The organism is Nostoc sp., from assembly GCF_036919555.1.
Classification (GTDB): Bacteria; Cyanobacteriota; Cyanobacteriia; order Cyanobacteriales; family Nostocaceae; genus Nostoc.
Window position 1 is genome coordinate 44,372 of record NZ_JBALCS010000041.1, and the last position, 15,162, is coordinate 59,533.

Genomic DNA, 15,162 nt, shown 5'->3' on the forward strand with positions numbered 1-15,162 from the left:
GATGGCTAAGAATAAGAATGCCACCACGGAGATTGCAATCTCCGTTATTACCTTTTTATAGCCATAGGCATTATGATCAATTCCAAGTTCTGCGTCGGCAGGCTAATTGATCGCAATGTTTTTTATGAATTTAGTCTGGCAACGATTTACTTTATCATCTTTACCGCTCAAAGAATATCTTGCTACCAGTTACGTACATCGTTCTCTGGTTGGACTGTTGAGTTCTTGGCGGCAAACCAGCGTCTTACTCCAGTGGGGAGATGCGACAGCAGCTGCTTTACTCAGCTTAATATATGCCCTTGCACCTTTTGCCTCAAGTACATTGGTGGGCTTGTTGCTGGTGGCTTGTGTGGGATTTTGGCTGTTGTTGACTTTATCTGATGAAGTCACACCAGCAAATGTCTCGTCAGTCACTCCCATTCACCTGCTGGTATTGCTCTACTGGGGAATTGCCGCAGTCGCAACAGCATTATCACCAGTGAAAAAGGCGGCGCTTAACGACTTGGGAACGTTGACCTTGTATTTGCTACTATTTGCCCTTTGTGCCAGGGTATTAAGGTCGCCTCGCCTCCGGTCGTGGATTATCATCCTTTACCTGCACATATCGTTAATTGTCAGTATATATGGGTTGCGGCAATGGTTTTTTGGAGCCACAGCACTGGCAACTTGGGTTGACCCAGAATCTCCTATGTCTAAGACTACAAGGGTCTACAGTTATTTAGGCAATCCCAACTTGTTAGCTGGATACCTCTTACCAGCAGTCATTTTTAGCTTAGTGGCAATTTTTGCATGGCAAAGCTATCCTAAAAAAGCTTTAGCATTAACAATGTTAATTGTCAATACTTCCTGCCTGATCCTAACTTTTAGTCGTGGCGGTTGGATTGGATTAGTAGTGGCATTTTTGGCTGTGATGGCATTGCTAGTTTATTGGAAAAGCGTGGAAATGCCTCGTTTTTGGCGTACTTGGTCGCTACCGATTGTCTTAGGAGGTTTGATCGGGGTATTGCTGCTAGCAGTGATATTTCTAGAGCCAGTTCGCCTGCGGGTGTTCAGTATTTTTGCCGATCGCAAAGATAGTAGTAATAATTTTCGCCGAAATGTGTGGGATGCTGTCTTTGAGATGATTCGCGATCGCCCGATTTTCGGCATTGGTCCCGGTCACAGCTCTTTTAATAAAGTTTATCCCCTCTACCAACACCCTCGTTACACTGCTTTGAGTGCTTATTCAATATTGTTTGAAGTGACTGTAGAAACTGGCTTTGTTGGTTTAGCCTGCTTTCTCTGGCTAATAATCGTGACATTTAATACGGCATTTTTGCAAGTGCAACGATTACGAAAATTGAGAAGTGTAGAGGGATTTTGGTTAATTGGAGCGATCGCTATTTTGTTGGGTATGCTAGCTCACGGCACCGTAGATACTGTCTGGTATCGTCCTGAAGTAAATACCCTTTGGTGGCTGATAGTTGCCTTAATTGCCAGTTACTGGACACCTTTAGCTCAAAACCACACATATTCATCTAACTTAGAACCAACAGTAAACTAACATCAGTAAGTTGTCAGTTGTTTTTATACTGAACAACTGACAAATGAGTTAATTTTGAATTGTCTAGTCCTTGTAGGTGGTGCCACCTGGAGCATTAGGGTCTCGATAAGCAGTCGGTTTGCCATCACGCTTTTTGCCAGCCAAACCAGCTAAACCTAATAGACCAATTAATCCTAGCCAACCCCAATCAAAATCCTTGTGATCATCGTAAGTCGTCGTTGTTGGAGCAGTAGTGACTCCGGGGTTAGCAGTGGTCTGAGCTTGTGCGGATAGAGTTAAGGGTAAAATTGCCATACTCAAGCTAAGAACGCCAGCGCCAACAGATGTAATGAAATTACTTTTCATAAGTTGTGACAATTCTTCATGCCATCCGAATTTACTCACCATTATATCGAGTCCCATCCTTAGCAAAATCAATCTGCGGCTATAAATTAGGCATTTTCATAACTCACGCTATAGAGATACAAAATGCTTTTCACCGCAATCCATTTCTGACTTTGGTGTGATAGTTTAGCCACACTGACCCTTAATAGTTTTTCATTGCCCGTTGAATATCACGCTGGTCTTGGCGTCGTTTCAGGTCTTCTCGCTTATCGTGGAGCTTTTTACCTTTGCCAAGGGCTATACTCACTTTTACCCAGCCTCGTTTGAGATACATTTTCAAAGGGATTAAAGTTAAACCCTGCTGTTCTACTTTGCCAATTAACTTGCGGAGTTCTTGGCGATGCAGCAGCAGCTTGCGTGTACGCCGTGGTTCATGATTGAAATATTGTCCACTAGCGGTATAAGGCGAGATATGCACATTGATCAACCATGCTTCGCCATTGCGAAGCAAAGCATAGCCATCTTGGAGATTAACTTTACCCGCACGAATCGACTTCACCTCGGTTCCTGTCAATTCAATTCCAGCTTCGTAAGTTTCCAGAATTTCATACAAATAACGGGCTTGACGGTTGTCGCTAATAACTTTGTAACCTTCGTTCTTGTCGCTCATTGATAATTTTGTGTGCTTTAAATGTACCTAAAAAATTATTTGGATTGGCTTATGAATTATAGGGTTTATCTTATAACCGCTATAAATGTTGAACTGTATATCACTAATTTAGCTTTTCTGAGTTCATAATTAAGAGTTTTCCGGCAAATTTAAGTTACCTGGAGCCAATAATAAGCGTGGCTAATGGTTTGGAATATCCGATAACGAAGTAGCAATAGATACCATTGTTGATTGCAGCTAGCTGGCCTTGATTTTGATTTCCTTAGTTAATTTAGCAATATCATAGCGATCGCTGCTGCAATGTCTTTTAACCTAAATATGCTCTTTACGATCGCTTTTTGAAAAGTTAACATTATTTTAGCCATTTCAAAAGAAGTTCAAGATAAGTTTTCTCCCATTTCTTTACCCTCAAATAGATGTTTAAGTTTCTGCGTCAAACCATAGACTGCAACTATGGAGTGGTATATAAAATTTATCTTACCTAAGCCTGGTTTGGATTGATTGTGGGTGATTCATCCATAAGCTAATTTTATGATTAATCCCAGCAATCAGCTTTTGTGCAGTCTCCAAAAAACGGTATCGTAAACTAATATTTTTTAGCGTAGGCGTAGCCCAAACTAGGCATCGCTGAACTTTTCGGTCTACTTACAATGAGATTCAATGTGTTTTCAGATTGCCGTAATTATCTACATACATGTATCATCATGAGAAACAAATTAGTTGTTCTTAGCATTGGATTGACCATGCTACTGACAGGAAACCGCAGTATGGCTGGAGTAATTACTCTTTATGATGGCGCATCAGGTGTCACACCCAATCAATATAATGCACCATCCCAGTGGCTAAATTTCGGCAGTGTGAATCCTGTCACTGGCACTACTCCTATTGGAACACAAAGTGTTAGTGGTGGGTTAACAAATTTAGATACCAGTTCTAGTTCTAGCAACGCTATATATGGTGGCTATAGCAACTATAATGTCGCTAACCCGCCAGTTTCGCCTTTTTCTGTCATTACCCCTACTACCCTGGTTAACTCATCATTTCCTTCTCTAGATAGAAATGCTGGTTATGACCTGAGTTTTACTGTGAAGATTAACTCTCAATTCAACGATGGAACTAATGGCCCTTATCGTGCTGGCTTCAGCGTCATAGTTCTCAGTAGTGACAAACAAGGAATAGAAATAGGTTTTAGAAATACTGATATTTTTGCTCAGGTTAATTCCTCTTTTAATTCTATTTCTCCTGCTGAACAAATAACTAGCGTTTCCAGTTTGCTATCAAGCCTCACTACTTATGATTTAAATGTTTCTGGTAATAACTATACGCTAACTAATGGTGCGACTACTCTCTTGAGTGGTTTGCTACGCGACTACACCGCAGCTAGTGGAGTTGGAAGTGATGTTTATAAAACTCCTAACTTTGTTTTTCTAGGAGATGATACTACATCTGCACGAGCTAACATCGGCCTTCAATCTATAACTCTTACCAATAATAGTGCTGGCGTACCCTACGAATTTTCACCGACTGCTGGAATTTTTGCATTAGTCGCTGGGAGTATTATAAATCATTTGTTAAAAAAGAAAAAGTCATGAAAGTATCTGGCTTTGATATTATAGAACAGCTAAAAAAATCTAACTTTTGGCTATCGGCGATCGCTGTTGGTTTAACAATCATTCAACTCGATTTAAATTGGAAATTTATTGGTAGTATTGATGCTCTAACTCTCAGAGGTTTATTTTTAACAATTATACTATATTTAATTTGGAAAAAACAGCATATCCTTAATCTAAAAAGCGACTTATTTTCTACTTTCATTGGCTTATTCTTGATTAGCTTTATTCTAATCAAAAGTTTATCTTTGTTCTGGTTTGAATCTTTTTTTATCAAAATATTTGCTTTATTTTCATTTTTAGGGCTGGCTTTAATAGCATCAGGAATTAAAGGATTAAAGCAATACTGGCAAGAATTTATAATTTTGCTTTTATCCTTATCTGATGGATTACTTCTATCGTTAGTTGCAGCCAAAATAGATGTTAGTTTGTTAGCTGCTAAGGTTTCAAACTTTGTGCTTTGGTATCTAGGTTTTGCCGTCTATCGTCAAGGCGTGAAAGTCATTCTTCCCACAGGAGGCATCGAGATATATCCTGGTTGTTCTGGCTTAAATGCCATATTATTATTATTACAATTATCACTGGTTTTTATTTTAGTATTTCCTCTTAATATATTTCAAAAAATCATGTTACCAATTGTGGCTGTATCTCTAGCATTTATTATTAACATTTTCCGATTAGTATTGATGACATTGCTACTAGCAAACTCCAATCATCAAGGTTTTGAATACTGGCATGGGGAATCTGGAAATCAAATATTTTCTACAATTTCGATTTTAGCTTTTGGATTTGTCTGTCATTGGACACTAATGCAAAAGAAACCAGCATGATTAAATTTACTCAATGGAAAAAAGAAATGAAATTTTGGGTACATATCCGAATATCATTGCTAGCTATAACTTGTATTGGGGTTTTTGTTACCTTAGGAAAGTTAATATTTGATGCCGATGCTGCGAGTCATCAAGTTAGCAAGTTTGTATTTCCAGCCAATGTCTTATTAACAGACGGGAAAATCTTAGAAAGTCAATTATTAATTGATAAAGTGGTACAAGAATCAAGAAAATATGATGCTATAATTGCTGGTAGGCGCTATCGATATAGCTATAACAGCATTCCTGTGGATATAGAGATGCGTTATGTGGTAGGTACATCAGGGGACGTTGAAGGATTAATAATAAATAATACGACTATAAATTTGCCTCCTGGTAAGGTATTTAAAACAGTACGCCAGCAGCTAGGGATAGGATATTATGGTTTGTTTACCTATCAAAATAAGGCATATCTAAGTAGCTGTATAAATCCCCAAGGTGATAGTACATTTACTACAGAACAATTTCTTCACAATAGACACATTTATAATATTCGCTTCAATCGTTTTCTACCTTGGTTTATTGGCGAGCAAAGCTTTTTAGATAGACGTTGTTTATGGGCACATTTATCCATTGCTGTAAATAATGCTGACTATCAAAGTGCCTATAAATTATTGGAAAAAGCTTGGTTATCTTGTTATCGTTGGTGGAGTCCTCGCTTTCCTAAACATTAAATTTTAACAAATATAAATAGTTAATTATGAATAACTTAGACAAAGATTACTGGTCTTCTATTTTTAATTTGCGTTTTCTTGGTTACATATTATTAATATTGTCTTTTATTGATGTTGTCAATATTTTTATTCCCTTTCAGTTTACTAATCCTGTCTGGGAATTTCAAATGATAGGAGCGCTAGTAGAACATGCACCTTTACCTTTAATAGGATCAATGCTTGTATTTTTTGGAGAAATAAATTATCGGAGACAAGTAGAGATATATCTATTAAATTTTATTTCATGGGCTGCTCTATTAGCTGGGATTTTATTCTTATTGCTTCTGCCTTTAGGAATTAATAATACCTGGCGTATCGATAATCAAAATCGGGCGCAAATTATAAATCATTCATCACAACAGATTACCCAAATGCAACAAATTAAAAAAGTGTTGAGTAAGGCGACAACAAACCAAGATATCAATCAAATCATAAAATCTTTAAATCCCCAAGAGAATACGCCAGAGTTAAAAAATCCTCAAGAGGTGAAAAGTCAACTTTTATCACAAATTTGGCAATTAGAAAAAAACACTAATAATCAATCTCACGTAGTACAAAATAATACACACAAAGAACTCATTAGAAATTCTATAAAATGGAATTTAGGTGCTTTCATTTGTTCATTTGCTTTTATTTCGATTTGGCGTGTTACACACTGGGCACGTTGATCTTAGTGATGTACCTGTTTATAGTGGCTGCACATTAGGGATTGGAAGGGGGACAAGGCAGACAAGAGAGTTGTTAAATTCGGGAGTCTAAGTACACAATGAAAGGAAATCCGTGGCAATTGAGGGTTGAAATTTAAATGCATAGGCGCTTCGCCTTACCCCTGGCTAGGGGCGCAGAGGAGCGCAAAGTTTGTTTGATTCCATTCGCTATGAACTTAGGCAAAGCCATACTTAGCTTTTGAAAAATTATTAATTAACTTAATAAAAAGTTACACTATGATCAGCATTTACTCTGCCTTATTGATGAGTTGTTACAAATTACAAAGCTTTCTGTGCCTCCCAAGCAGAGGGAGTCAAAGGTAAATTTAACTTCGTTAACTCATCCTACAGATTTAAGATTTTCTTTATAAATCAACCTTGAGGCATTTCTTAGCTGGTCATGCTTTCATGTATAAAACATAAGAACACTATTCTTGCCTGTGTTCACTGATGAAGCACGTAGAAGCAAATTTCTGAGTAAAAAAATGTTAGGGATGTATTGTCCATGCCATTGACGATCCTTGTAGTGGATGATGATTTGGGCACTCGTCTGTCTGTTAGCGACTATCTTGAACTGTCTGGCTACTCGGTGATCACGGCTAATGACGGTCAAGAGGCTTTGTTCATGGTGGATGAATATCATCCTGATTTGATTGTCACGGATATCGTTATGCCACGGATGAATGGCTATGAATTGGTGCGCCGGGTGCGTCAACAACCAGTGTTTCGTTTATTGCCTGTAATTTTATTAACGGTACGCACTAAGACCCAAGAAAGAATTATGGGCTATCAGTCAGGGTGCGATTTATACTTACCGAAGCCTTTTGAACTGGAAGAGTTAGCAGCAGCAATCCGCAATCTTTTGGAGCGATCGCAAATCATTCAATCGGAGTATCGGTTTTCTCATAAACAGAGTTTGGGCATTTCCGCCTCGACAAAAGCGGTGGATGTCCAGAATTCTCTGTCCACTCAAATTCAGAAATCCCACTTGCACTTATCCCTAACTCATAGAGAACAGGAAGTCCTAGAGTTATTGACTCATGGTCTTTCTAATGCCGAAATGGGTCTTCAGCTACACCTGAGTCCTCGAACAGTGGAAAAGTACGTTAGTAGTTTATTGAGAAAAACTTCAACCAGCAATCGAGCAGAATTAGTGCGTTTTGCGATTAAGCATGGACTGGTGGAATGAAAGTTAGGAGTTAAGAGTGAGGAGTTAGGAGTTAAAAGTGGGGAGTTAGAAGTTTTAACTCATAACTCATAACTCCTAATTTTTGTCAACAGACCTTCACAAGCATCGATCAGTAAATCAATAACCCGATTAAATCCCTCTTGACCACCGTAATAGGGATCTGGAACTTCCTTTAAAGTGTGTTGAGAGCAAAACTCGCACATCAAACGCACTTTATGCTGATATTGCTTAGTTTGGTCAAGAGTGAGGATGTTCTCATAATTTTCTTGATCCATCGCCAAAATCAGATCAAAGTCTTGAAAGTCTGACTTTTGAAACTGGCGTGCTCGACCACGCAGTTTAATTCCCAACTTTGTAGCAGCCGCAGCACTCATGCGTCTGTCAGGTGGGCTACCAATGTGATAACTAGATGTACCAGCAGAGTCACAGAGGATGTGTTCGCTCAAGCCAGCCTGCTCAATTAGATGATTCATGATGTTTTCTGCCGATGGCGATCGGCAGATGTTACCTAAGCAGACAAATAGCAACTTGTAAGGCATAGATATTTTTTGTCCTTTGTCAATAGTCATTTGTCACTTGTCCTTTGACCAATGACCAATGACCAATGACTCTTGACTAAAATCCAGGAAGTTCCAGTCCACTGGTTAATTCTTCCATACGTTCCCGCATTGTTGCTGTGGACTTGTTGTAAGCTTCTTTCATTGCTACTGTCACTAGATCAGAAAGTACTTCTGCACCTTCCCCTAGAGCATCTGGAGAAATTTCCACCCGCTTGGGTTCTTGGTTCCCACTGACAATCACCTTCACCAGACCACCGCCAGATTCTCCTAGAATCTCCATTTGCTCCAATTCTTCTTGGAGTCGCTTTGCGCCTTCTTGAACTTGCTGCGCTTTCTTAAAAGCTTCGGCCAATTCTTTCATTTTTCCTAAGCCAAAGCCGAATCCCTGTCCTTTTCCTGTCATAATTATTTGTACGCGTGTGCGTTGAATAACAAATCAAATTCAATTATAGATGCGGTAAGTAATTTGCCTCTTTTTTTACCAATAATTAATGCATCCTAGAATTGGGCATTGGGCATTGCTTACACGCCATCTCCCTGATATCTCTCATCTCCCCAGTTCCCAACCCCCATCCCCTGAATTGAAAGTTTCAACAAGCAGCTTGAAACTCTCCGAGCATTTTGACTTCTGGCTCTAAATTAATAGACCAACGTTCTTGTACTTGATGTTGGATGTGGCGAATAAGACAGAAGATATCACTAGCTTTGGCTCCACCACGGTTAACGATAAAATTAGCATGGAGTAGTGCTACTTGTGCCCCACCAATTTGGTAGCCTTTGAGACCAGTTTGTTCAATTAACCAGCCAGCACTGTAAGGTTTGGGATTGCGGAACACACTGCCACAACTGGGGAAGTTGTATGGTTGGGTGCTTAACCGATGCTTTTTGTGTTGTTTGGTGATTGCCACAACTTTTGCTGGGTCAGTACCTGGGGTGAGTTGTAAGGTGGCTTGGGTGACTATGCGTTGGCGACGCCTCTCCGTTCGCGCAGCGTCTTTGCCAGGAGAAGGAGACTCGCCACCTTGCAATAATGAAGTCCGATAGCTATAACCTAACTGTTCTGGGGTCAGAGTTTCCAGTGTACCATCGGGTGAAAGTACCTGGGCGCTAACTAACATATCTGCGATACAGCTATTATGTGCCCCGGCATTCATCACCACGGCGCCTCCGGCTGTTCCGGGGATGCCAACAGCCCACTCCAATCCTTGCCAACCTAATTCTGCTGCCGCCCATGCCAAGCTGGGAATTGATTCTCCCGCAGCAACGGTTAATTGACCTGTCTCTGGGTCAAAGTAGCTGAAGCGGAGATGACGAGTAGCAATCACTAAACCTGTTATACCGCGATCGCTCACCAGCAAGTTAGAACCTGCTCCGAGTGTTGTCACCTTTAAATCACGTTCTTTTGCGTATTTAAGACTTGCTTGCAGTGCTTCTAAGTTTCGGGGGGCAACATACAAATCAGCTGCTCCTCCAACTCTATAGGAAGTAAACGCTGACAAGGAAGCCTGGGACTTGATCGCACAATCAGTATTGGGTAAGTAAATTACTTCACTATCTACCGAATTAGTTGTTTGGTGTTTCTTTGTATTCAAAGCAGAAACTGTGCAGACGTTTCCAGCTGCCTGGGAAATTGTCATCTTTACTTTATATTGGTAAAATTTTTACATTTATTTACCGCAAAGATACGGTAATAGAGTTAACCTATGGAATCGTTGCTAGACGGGCGCTTTGCTCAGAAATAAAACTTCGCAAAGTCTCCACTTAGGATGTGGCTTTAGCAGGTTCACAAAGTGTCGTCATTACTTCAGGAATCACCTGATTCAAGTTCCCAGCCCCCAAAAACAGCGCCAAGTCACCTGGGCGTAGTGTTTGCACCAAAAACTCACACACTGAAGGTAAAGTTGGTTGATAAACTACCTGCGAATGCTGTTTAGCAATTTCCGCCGCTAGATGTTCACCACTAATTTGCCCTAAATTTGGTTCACCTGCACTGTAAATATCAGTCAGCACAATCAAATCAGCATGGGTAAAAGACTCGGCAAATTCTTTTAAAAAGGTCAGTGTCCGGCTATAGCGATGGGGTTGGAAGATGGCAACCACTCTTTGCCCTGGTCTTGCTTGTAAACGGGCTGCGGCGAGAGTTGCGCGAATCTCGCTGGGATGATGAGCATAGTCATCAATGAAGGTAATACCATCAACTTCACCCCGGAACTCAAAACGGCGTCTTGCTCCTTCAAAAGTGGCGATACCTTTGGCAATTTCTCCAAATTCTAAGCCCAAAGCGCGACCAACAGCTACTGCTGCTAAGGCATTACTGAGATTGTGCCGACTGAGCAGCCGCAACTTCAACACGCCCAAAGCTTTGCCTCTTTCCCAAACTAAAGCCGTGGTCCCATCAGCACGATAATCAATATTGGTGACGGTGTAATCAGCGTCTGTATCTGAGTGTAAGCTGTAGCTCAGGGTAGGTTGCAAGCGATCGCGCACTGTAGCACAGTCAATGCTACCTATTAACGTTTTACAACCCTTAGCAAATGTCTGGAAGATGTCAATGACTTCTTCTAATGTATCGTAATGGTCAGGATGATCGAGTTCAATATTGGTGATGATGCCAATCTCTGGAGCGTGTTTTACCAAGGAACCATCAGATTCATCTGCTTCGGCTACCAAATACTGGCTTTGTCCCAATCGAGCATTACCTTCCCAAGCATTTACTTCGCCACCTACTAAAATCGTTGGGTCTAAACCAGCTTGCAGAAGCATATAGCCAATCATACTACTGGTTGTCGTTTTGCCGTGTGTTCCTGCCACTGCAATACTGTAGTAATCGGCAATTAAAGCTGCCAGTACATCTGAACGATGTAAGATTGGACAACCTAATTCTAGCGCTGCTTTGTATTCTAAATTATTCGTGTTAATTGCTGTTGAACAAATGACTTGAGGCAGTTCTGACTTAGTATCAGTAGGTAATTGTTCTTGCGAATTTAATACTACTGCATTCGCCAATACCTGAGGGCGAAAGAATTCGAGATTGCTGGCCTCTTGTCTATCAAAAATATGAGCACCGATAGATTCTAACTTGTGCGTAATGTGGTTTGGACGAAGATCCGAACCTGATACTGGAAATTGACGCTTGGCGAGAACGTATGCCAGAGCAGACATACCTATGCCACCGATGCCAATGAAATGAAATGGTCTACCACTAAAATCTACAGAATTAGTCATTTATTGCTCCTTTTACACCACACCACACCATAATCGCAAATGACACGCGTATCATAACAGGAATTTGATTTATTACCGTAACTGCTCCTATATGATGTTTATGTTTGATGCCCGAAGGATGTTTCCGCCCTGGCTTTCCTTATTCAGAATGATTTTACCTTGGTTGGAGGTTTTTGCTATTTTTGAACTGTTCTTAAGATTATTCTGAAAATTTTCGCCGCATCGGGAAAGAAATTCTTGTAATGTCAAATACATATTTTTGGCTACCTTACTGGAATTGGCTACATAATACATTGTTGAGTGAAACTGATTTGAAATTGCATCAAGTCTAGACGTGAATTGAGTACAATAGTACATTGGTAGTGAAACTATTTTTCAATTGCATAAAACCCAGGCATAACTGGATGCAACAAGTTGCAATTTTTGGTGGCACATTTGATCCAATTCATTGGGGACACCTGCTCGTAGCCGAGACAGCTTTGCATCAAGTATCCCTTGAAAAGGTAATTTGGGTGCCATCTCTAAATCCTCCTCACAAAGAAGCAGCTTTGTTTGAGCATCGTGTGCAAATGCTGCAATTAGGCATAAAAGATAACCCAGCGTTTACTGTCTCACTAGTGGAGGCAAATCGCTCTGGGACTTCCTATGCCATTAACACCCTGTTCGATTTATCTGCTTCTTATCCAAATACTCACTGGTACTGGATTATGGGCTTGGATGCTTTCCAAACCTTACCCCGTTGGTACCGTGGACACGAACTAGCACAAATGTGTGATTGGTTAATCGCACCCCGACTGCTAGGTGGTGAGACTATAACTCAAAGCAGATTAATCTGCAAGCAAGTGGAGGAACAAATCAGGGAGCAGTCACATGCCATTCACTGGCAACTCTTGAATATACCTTTAGTAGGAGTTTCGTCAAGTCTAATTCGCAAATCTTGCCGCAAACGCCAGTCAATTCGTTATTTAGTCCCGGAATCGGTTAGATCATATATCACTAACAACAACCTCTACTCTCACAAATCTGAATAAATTATGTGTTTTTTTATTGATCTAACAGTTTATGGTTAAGAGTGTTTCCCCCCTTTGCGATATGATTGGGGTCAATGATATCAACATATAAGCATAAATACAGAGGGCAAGACACTGTGATTAGAGTTGCAATCAACGGTTTCGGGCGGATTGGACGTAACTTTACGCGTTGCTGGGTGGGTAGAGAGAATAGTAAAATCGATCTTGTCGCTATTAATGACACATCAGACCCTAGAACTAATGCTCACCTGCTGAAGTATGACTCAATGCTAGGGAAGATCAGGGGTGCTGAGATTAGTGCCGATGATAACTCTATCATCGTTAACGGTAAGACCATTAAGTGCGTATCCGATCGCAACCCAGAAAAGTTGCCCTGGAAAGATTGGGGAATTGACCTAATTATCGAAGCAACGGGGGTGTTTACTAGCAAAGAAGGAGCGCTCAAGCATGTGAATGCTGGAGCCAAGAAAGTTCTGATTACCGCTCCTGGTAAAAACGAGGATGGCACTTTTGTGATTGGTGTGAATCATCACGACTATGACCACAACAAACACCACATTATCAGTAACGCTAGCTGTACTACCAACTGCTTGGCACCGATCGCCAAGGTGTTGAATGATAAGTTTGGCATCATCAAAGGCACGATGACCACCACCCATAGTTATACAGGCGATCAGCGCTTGCTAGACGCTTCTCACCGGGATTTGCGACGGGCGAGGGCAGCAGCGATCAATATTGTACCCACCTCCACGGGTGCAGCAAAAGCAGTAGCGCTGGTAATCCCAGAGCTTAGAGGCAAGCTAAATGGAGTTGCCTTGCGTGTACCTACCCCGAACGTCTCAATGGTAGATTTCGTAGTTCAGGTTGAGAAGCGTACTATTACTGAAGAAGTTAACCAAGCTCTTAAAGATGCTGCTGAAGGTTCACTCAAAGGTATTTTGGATTATAGCGAACTAGAACTGGTATCGTCTGATTATCAAGGTTGTGATGCTTCTTCGATTGTTGATGCCAACTTGACTTTTGTCTTGGGTAATGACCTAGTGAAAGTTATGGCCTGGTATGACAACGAGTGGGGTTACAGCCAACGAGTTTTGGATTTGGCTGAATTGGTAGCTGAAAAGTGGGTTTAAGTGAACTACCCCGCCGTCTTACGGCGGGGCTTCCCAATTCATCGGGAATAGCATCTAAAACTCCGTAGCTCTATTGGTCTGACATTCCCTCCAAGGGCAGGAGTCCTGGTTCCCAAGACGCAAATCTTTTTCTTGCGACATATACCCTTACGGGTTCGGCACTTCCTTCAAGTCGGGGAACCGCAAGGGCGGAGTGCCTCACCTATTAGCTTGGTTTTCGCTTGTGGCATTGATGGTCAAGATAGTACATATCTTACCAGAAAATCCTGGGGATTCGTCATACATCCAGAATTTGTTTTTGCAAAGCAAAAAATCAATTCCAGATGCAATCCTCAAAGCTTGGCTCACAATCCCCATCTTAGGAGTACCTTGAAGATGGGGACTTCCGCGATTCGTTAAAAAGTTAGGAGTGAAGAGTTAGGAATTAAAACTCATAACTTCTAACTTCTAACTCTTGAAGTGTTGAAATCCCTGGCTAAGACTCAGAACTTGGTCAGGAAGTTTTTTTTGTTCGTCGTGCAATAATACTGTTGATCCGGCTGTAATCCTGCCCACGATCGCAGCACCTTCACCAAGATGTTGCACTAAGTCTGATGCTAACTCTTGTGGTAAGCACAGCACTAATTCAAAGTCTTCGCCACCGTAGAGAGCATATTCTAGCGCTTGCTCTGGTGTCAGCCAACGGTTAAAAGTTTTTGGTACGGGAATTTGTCTGCGTTTTAGAACAGCGCCAACGCCACTGGCGCGGCAAATTTGGATAATCGCATCTGCCAAACCATCACTGCTATCCATACCAGAAATGGGCATTGGGCATTGGGCATTGGGCATTGGGTATGGGGATGCTAAGATTTTCCAGAGGATTGGTAAGACATCTAATCGGGGCTGTGGGCGCTGGTGTGCGCGGATTAGAGCCGTGCGTTCTATATCTTTGAGGTTTTGTCCTACTTCGGGATGCAAGAGCAGTTCTAAGCCAGCGTGGGAGGCTCCATGAACGCCTGTAGCAACGATCGCATCTCCGACAACAGCAGCAGAACGGCGGATAATTTGACTAGGGTTAACTTGACCAAAAGCGGTAATTGCCAGAGTGGTAACAGGCGATCGCACCACATCACCCCCAACAATTGAGGTATTGTATTTTTGCAGGCATTCTGTCATTCCCTGGTATAATCGCTCAACCCAACTCACCCTAACTTCACCGGGGAGTCCCAACCCGACAGTGATTCCCAATGGCAAAGCACCCATTGCTGCTAAATCTGATAAATTGGCAGCAGCCGCTCGCCAACCAGCATCTTCTGGGGAAGTGCTGAGGTTGCTAAAATGTACGCCATCAACCAGCAAATCTGTAGTTACCACCAAAAATTGCTCTGGTGCAGTCTCAAGTATTGCTGCATCATCGCCGATAATTTCAGGAGGACAGAAGCGCTGCAATCTTTCTAAAAGACCTTGTTCACCAATGTCTTTTACTTTTATGGAAGATAACTCACTATTCATTGGGTCATTGGGCATTGGGCATTGGGCATTGGGCATTGGGCATTGGGCATTGGGCATTGGGCATTGGGCATTGGGCATTGGGCATTGGGCATTGGGCATT

16 protein-coding genes are annotated in these 15,162 nt (G+C 41.5%); 9 read left to right on the forward strand and 7 right to left on the reverse strand.

The genetic code is table 11. The annotated features are described in order from the left end of the window. Positions 1 to 124 precede the first annotated feature (124 nt). Positions 125 to 1,543, forward strand: coding sequence for an IctB family putative bicarbonate transporter (locus V7K36_RS12700; RefSeq protein ID WP_335116178.1), 1,419 nt, complete (start codon positions 125 to 127; stop codon positions 1,541 to 1,543). 63 nt (positions 1,544 to 1,606) lie between these two features. On the opposite strand, the gene V7K36_RS12705 is transcribed toward V7K36_RS12700, so the two are convergent. Further along, the gene (locus tag V7K36_RS12705) at positions 1,607 to 1,888 is read right to left on the reverse strand and encodes a WGxxGxxG family protein (RefSeq protein ID WP_335116202.1); all 282 of its coding nucleotides are present in this window, start codon (positions 1,886 to 1,888) and stop codon (positions 1,607 to 1,609) included. 181 nt (positions 1,889 to 2,069) lie between these two features. Then, a complete protein-coding gene (gene smpB, locus V7K36_RS12710) occupies positions 2,070 to 2,537 on the reverse strand; it encodes an SsrA-binding protein SmpB (RefSeq protein WP_292767870.1) in 468 nt (155 codons plus the stop codon). 704 nt (positions 2,538 to 3,241) lie between these two features. Between smpB and V7K36_RS12715 the strand changes: the two genes are divergently transcribed. The 5 genes from V7K36_RS12715 to V7K36_RS12735 all read left to right on the forward strand — a co-directional run bounded on the left by V7K36_RS12715 (position 3,242) and on the right by V7K36_RS12735 (position 7,625). Next, a complete protein-coding gene (locus V7K36_RS12715) occupies positions 3,242 to 4,129 on the forward strand; it encodes a PFE-CTERM domain-containing protein (RefSeq protein WP_335116180.1) in 888 nt (295 codons plus the stop codon). After that, positions 4,126 to 4,977, forward strand: a complete 852-nt coding sequence (gene crtA, locus V7K36_RS12720; RefSeq protein WP_335116182.1) for a cyanoexosortase A — start codon at positions 4,126 to 4,128, stop codon at positions 4,975 to 4,977. Before V7K36_RS12715 ends, crtA begins: the two co-directional genes overlap by 4 nt. Then, positions 4,974 to 5,690, forward strand: coding sequence for a cyanoexosortase A system-associated protein (locus V7K36_RS12725; RefSeq protein ID WP_335116184.1), 717 nt, complete (start codon positions 4,974 to 4,976; stop codon positions 5,688 to 5,690). Before crtA ends, V7K36_RS12725 begins: the two co-directional genes overlap by 4 nt. Before the next feature lie 26 nt (positions 5,691 to 5,716). Next, positions 5,717 to 6,397, forward strand: coding sequence for an HpsJ-like protein, cyanoexosortase A-associated (gene hpsJ-A, locus V7K36_RS12730; RefSeq protein WP_335116186.1), 681 nt, complete (start codon positions 5,717 to 5,719; stop codon positions 6,395 to 6,397). 544 nt (positions 6,398 to 6,941) lie between these two features. After that, positions 6,942 to 7,625 (forward strand): response regulator transcription factor, encoded by a 684-nt coding sequence (locus V7K36_RS12735; RefSeq protein ID WP_335116188.1) that lies wholly within the window; start codon positions 6,942 to 6,944, stop codon positions 7,623 to 7,625. Between the two features lie 59 nt (positions 7,626 to 7,684). On the opposite strand, the gene V7K36_RS12740 is transcribed toward V7K36_RS12735, so the two are convergent. The 4 genes from V7K36_RS12740 to murC form a co-directional block, all read right to left on the reverse strand. Continuing rightward, positions 7,685 to 8,164 (reverse strand): low molecular weight protein-tyrosine-phosphatase, encoded by a 480-nt coding sequence (locus V7K36_RS12740; protein ID WP_335116204.1) that lies wholly within the window; start codon positions 8,162 to 8,164, stop codon positions 7,685 to 7,687. A gap of 76 nt (positions 8,165 to 8,240) precedes the next feature. Next, on the reverse strand, positions 8,241 to 8,588 hold the full coding sequence (locus V7K36_RS12745) for a YbaB/EbfC family nucleoid-associated protein (RefSeq protein ID WP_069070420.1): 348 nt from the start codon (positions 8,586 to 8,588) through the stop codon (positions 8,241 to 8,243). A 187-nt stretch (positions 8,589 to 8,775) separates the two neighbouring features. Then, entirely contained in the window at positions 8,776 to 9,822 is a 1,047-nt protein-coding gene (gene murB / locus V7K36_RS12750) for a UDP-N-acetylmuramate dehydrogenase (RefSeq protein ID WP_335116190.1), read from the reverse strand. 124 nt (positions 9,823 to 9,946) lie between these two features. Continuing rightward, positions 9,947 to 11,410: a UDP-N-acetylmuramate--L-alanine ligase gene (murC, locus tag V7K36_RS12755; protein ID WP_335116192.1), complete on the reverse strand. Its 1,464-nt coding sequence runs from the start codon at positions 11,408 to 11,410 to the stop codon at positions 9,947 to 9,949. 404 nt (positions 11,411 to 11,814) lie between these two features. Between murC and nadD the strand changes: the two genes are divergently transcribed. The 3 genes from nadD (at position 11,815) to V7K36_RS12770 (ending at position 13,944) form a co-directional block, all read left to right on the forward strand. Beyond that, positions 11,815 to 12,441, forward strand: a complete 627-nt coding sequence (gene nadD / locus V7K36_RS12760) for a nicotinate (nicotinamide) nucleotide adenylyltransferase (RefSeq protein WP_335116194.1) — start codon at positions 11,815 to 11,817, stop codon at positions 12,439 to 12,441. Positions 12,442 to 12,557: 116 nt separating this feature from the next. Beyond that, positions 12,558 to 13,571, forward strand: a complete 1,014-nt coding sequence (locus tag V7K36_RS12765; protein WP_334833180.1) for a type I glyceraldehyde-3-phosphate dehydrogenase — start codon at positions 12,558 to 12,560, stop codon at positions 13,569 to 13,571. A 193-nt stretch (positions 13,572 to 13,764) separates the two neighbouring features. After that, positions 13,765 to 13,944 carry a hypothetical protein gene (locus tag V7K36_RS12770; protein WP_335116196.1) on the forward strand — a complete coding sequence of 60 codons (180 nt, stop codon included), beginning with the start codon at positions 13,765 to 13,767 and terminating at the stop codon, positions 13,942 to 13,944. A 74-nt stretch (positions 13,945 to 14,018) separates the two neighbouring features. Here the strand turns inward: V7K36_RS12770 and thiL are convergent, their stop codons facing one another. After that, entirely contained in the window at positions 14,019 to 15,062 is a 1,044-nt protein-coding gene (gene thiL / locus V7K36_RS12775; protein ID WP_335116198.1) for a thiamine-phosphate kinase, read from the reverse strand. Between the last annotated feature and the right edge of the window lie 100 nt (positions 15,063 to 15,162).

Coding starts and splice junctions, on each gene's coding strand:
- nadD (WP_335116194.1), top strand. CDS start 11,815: ATGCAACAAGTTGCAATTTTTGGTGGCACATTTGATCCAATTCATTGG.
- V7K36_RS12745 (WP_069070420.1), bottom strand. CDS start 8,588: ATGACAGGAAAAGGACAGGGATTCGGCTTTGGCTTAGGAAAAATGAAA.
- hpsJ-A (WP_335116186.1), top strand. CDS start 5,717: ATGAATAACTTAGACAAAGATTACTGGTCTTCTATTTTTAATTTGCGT.
- smpB (WP_292767870.1), bottom strand. CDS start 2,537: ATGAGCGACAAGAACGAAGGTTACAAAGTTATTAGCGACAACCGTCAA.
- murB (WP_335116190.1), bottom strand. CDS start 9,822: ATGACAATTTCCCAGGCAGCTGGAAACGTCTGCACAGTTTCTGCTTTG.
- crtA (WP_335116182.1), top strand. CDS start 4,126: ATGAAAGTATCTGGCTTTGATATTATAGAACAGCTAAAAAAATCTAAC.
- V7K36_RS12700 (WP_335116178.1), top strand. CDS start 125: ATGAATTTAGTCTGGCAACGATTTACTTTATCATCTTTACCGCTCAAA.
- murC (WP_335116192.1), bottom strand. CDS start 11,410: ATGACTAATTCTGTAGATTTTAGTGGTAGACCATTTCATTTCATTGGC.
- V7K36_RS12735 (WP_335116188.1), top strand. CDS start 6,942: ATGCCATTGACGATCCTTGTAGTGGATGATGATTTGGGCACTCGTCTG.
- V7K36_RS12705 (WP_335116202.1), bottom strand. CDS start 1,888: ATGAAAAGTAATTTCATTACATCTGTTGGCGCTGGCGTTCTTAGCTTG.
- thiL (WP_335116198.1), bottom strand. CDS start 15,062: ATGAATAGTGAGTTATCTTCCATAAAAGTAAAAGACATTGGTGAACAA.
- V7K36_RS12725 (WP_335116184.1), top strand. CDS start 4,974: ATGATTAAATTTACTCAATGGAAAAAAGAAATGAAATTTTGGGTACAT.
- V7K36_RS12715 (WP_335116180.1), top strand. CDS start 3,242: ATGAGAAACAAATTAGTTGTTCTTAGCATTGGATTGACCATGCTACTG.
- V7K36_RS12740 (WP_335116204.1), bottom strand. CDS start 8,164: ATGCCTTACAAGTTGCTATTTGTCTGCTTAGGTAACATCTGCCGATCG.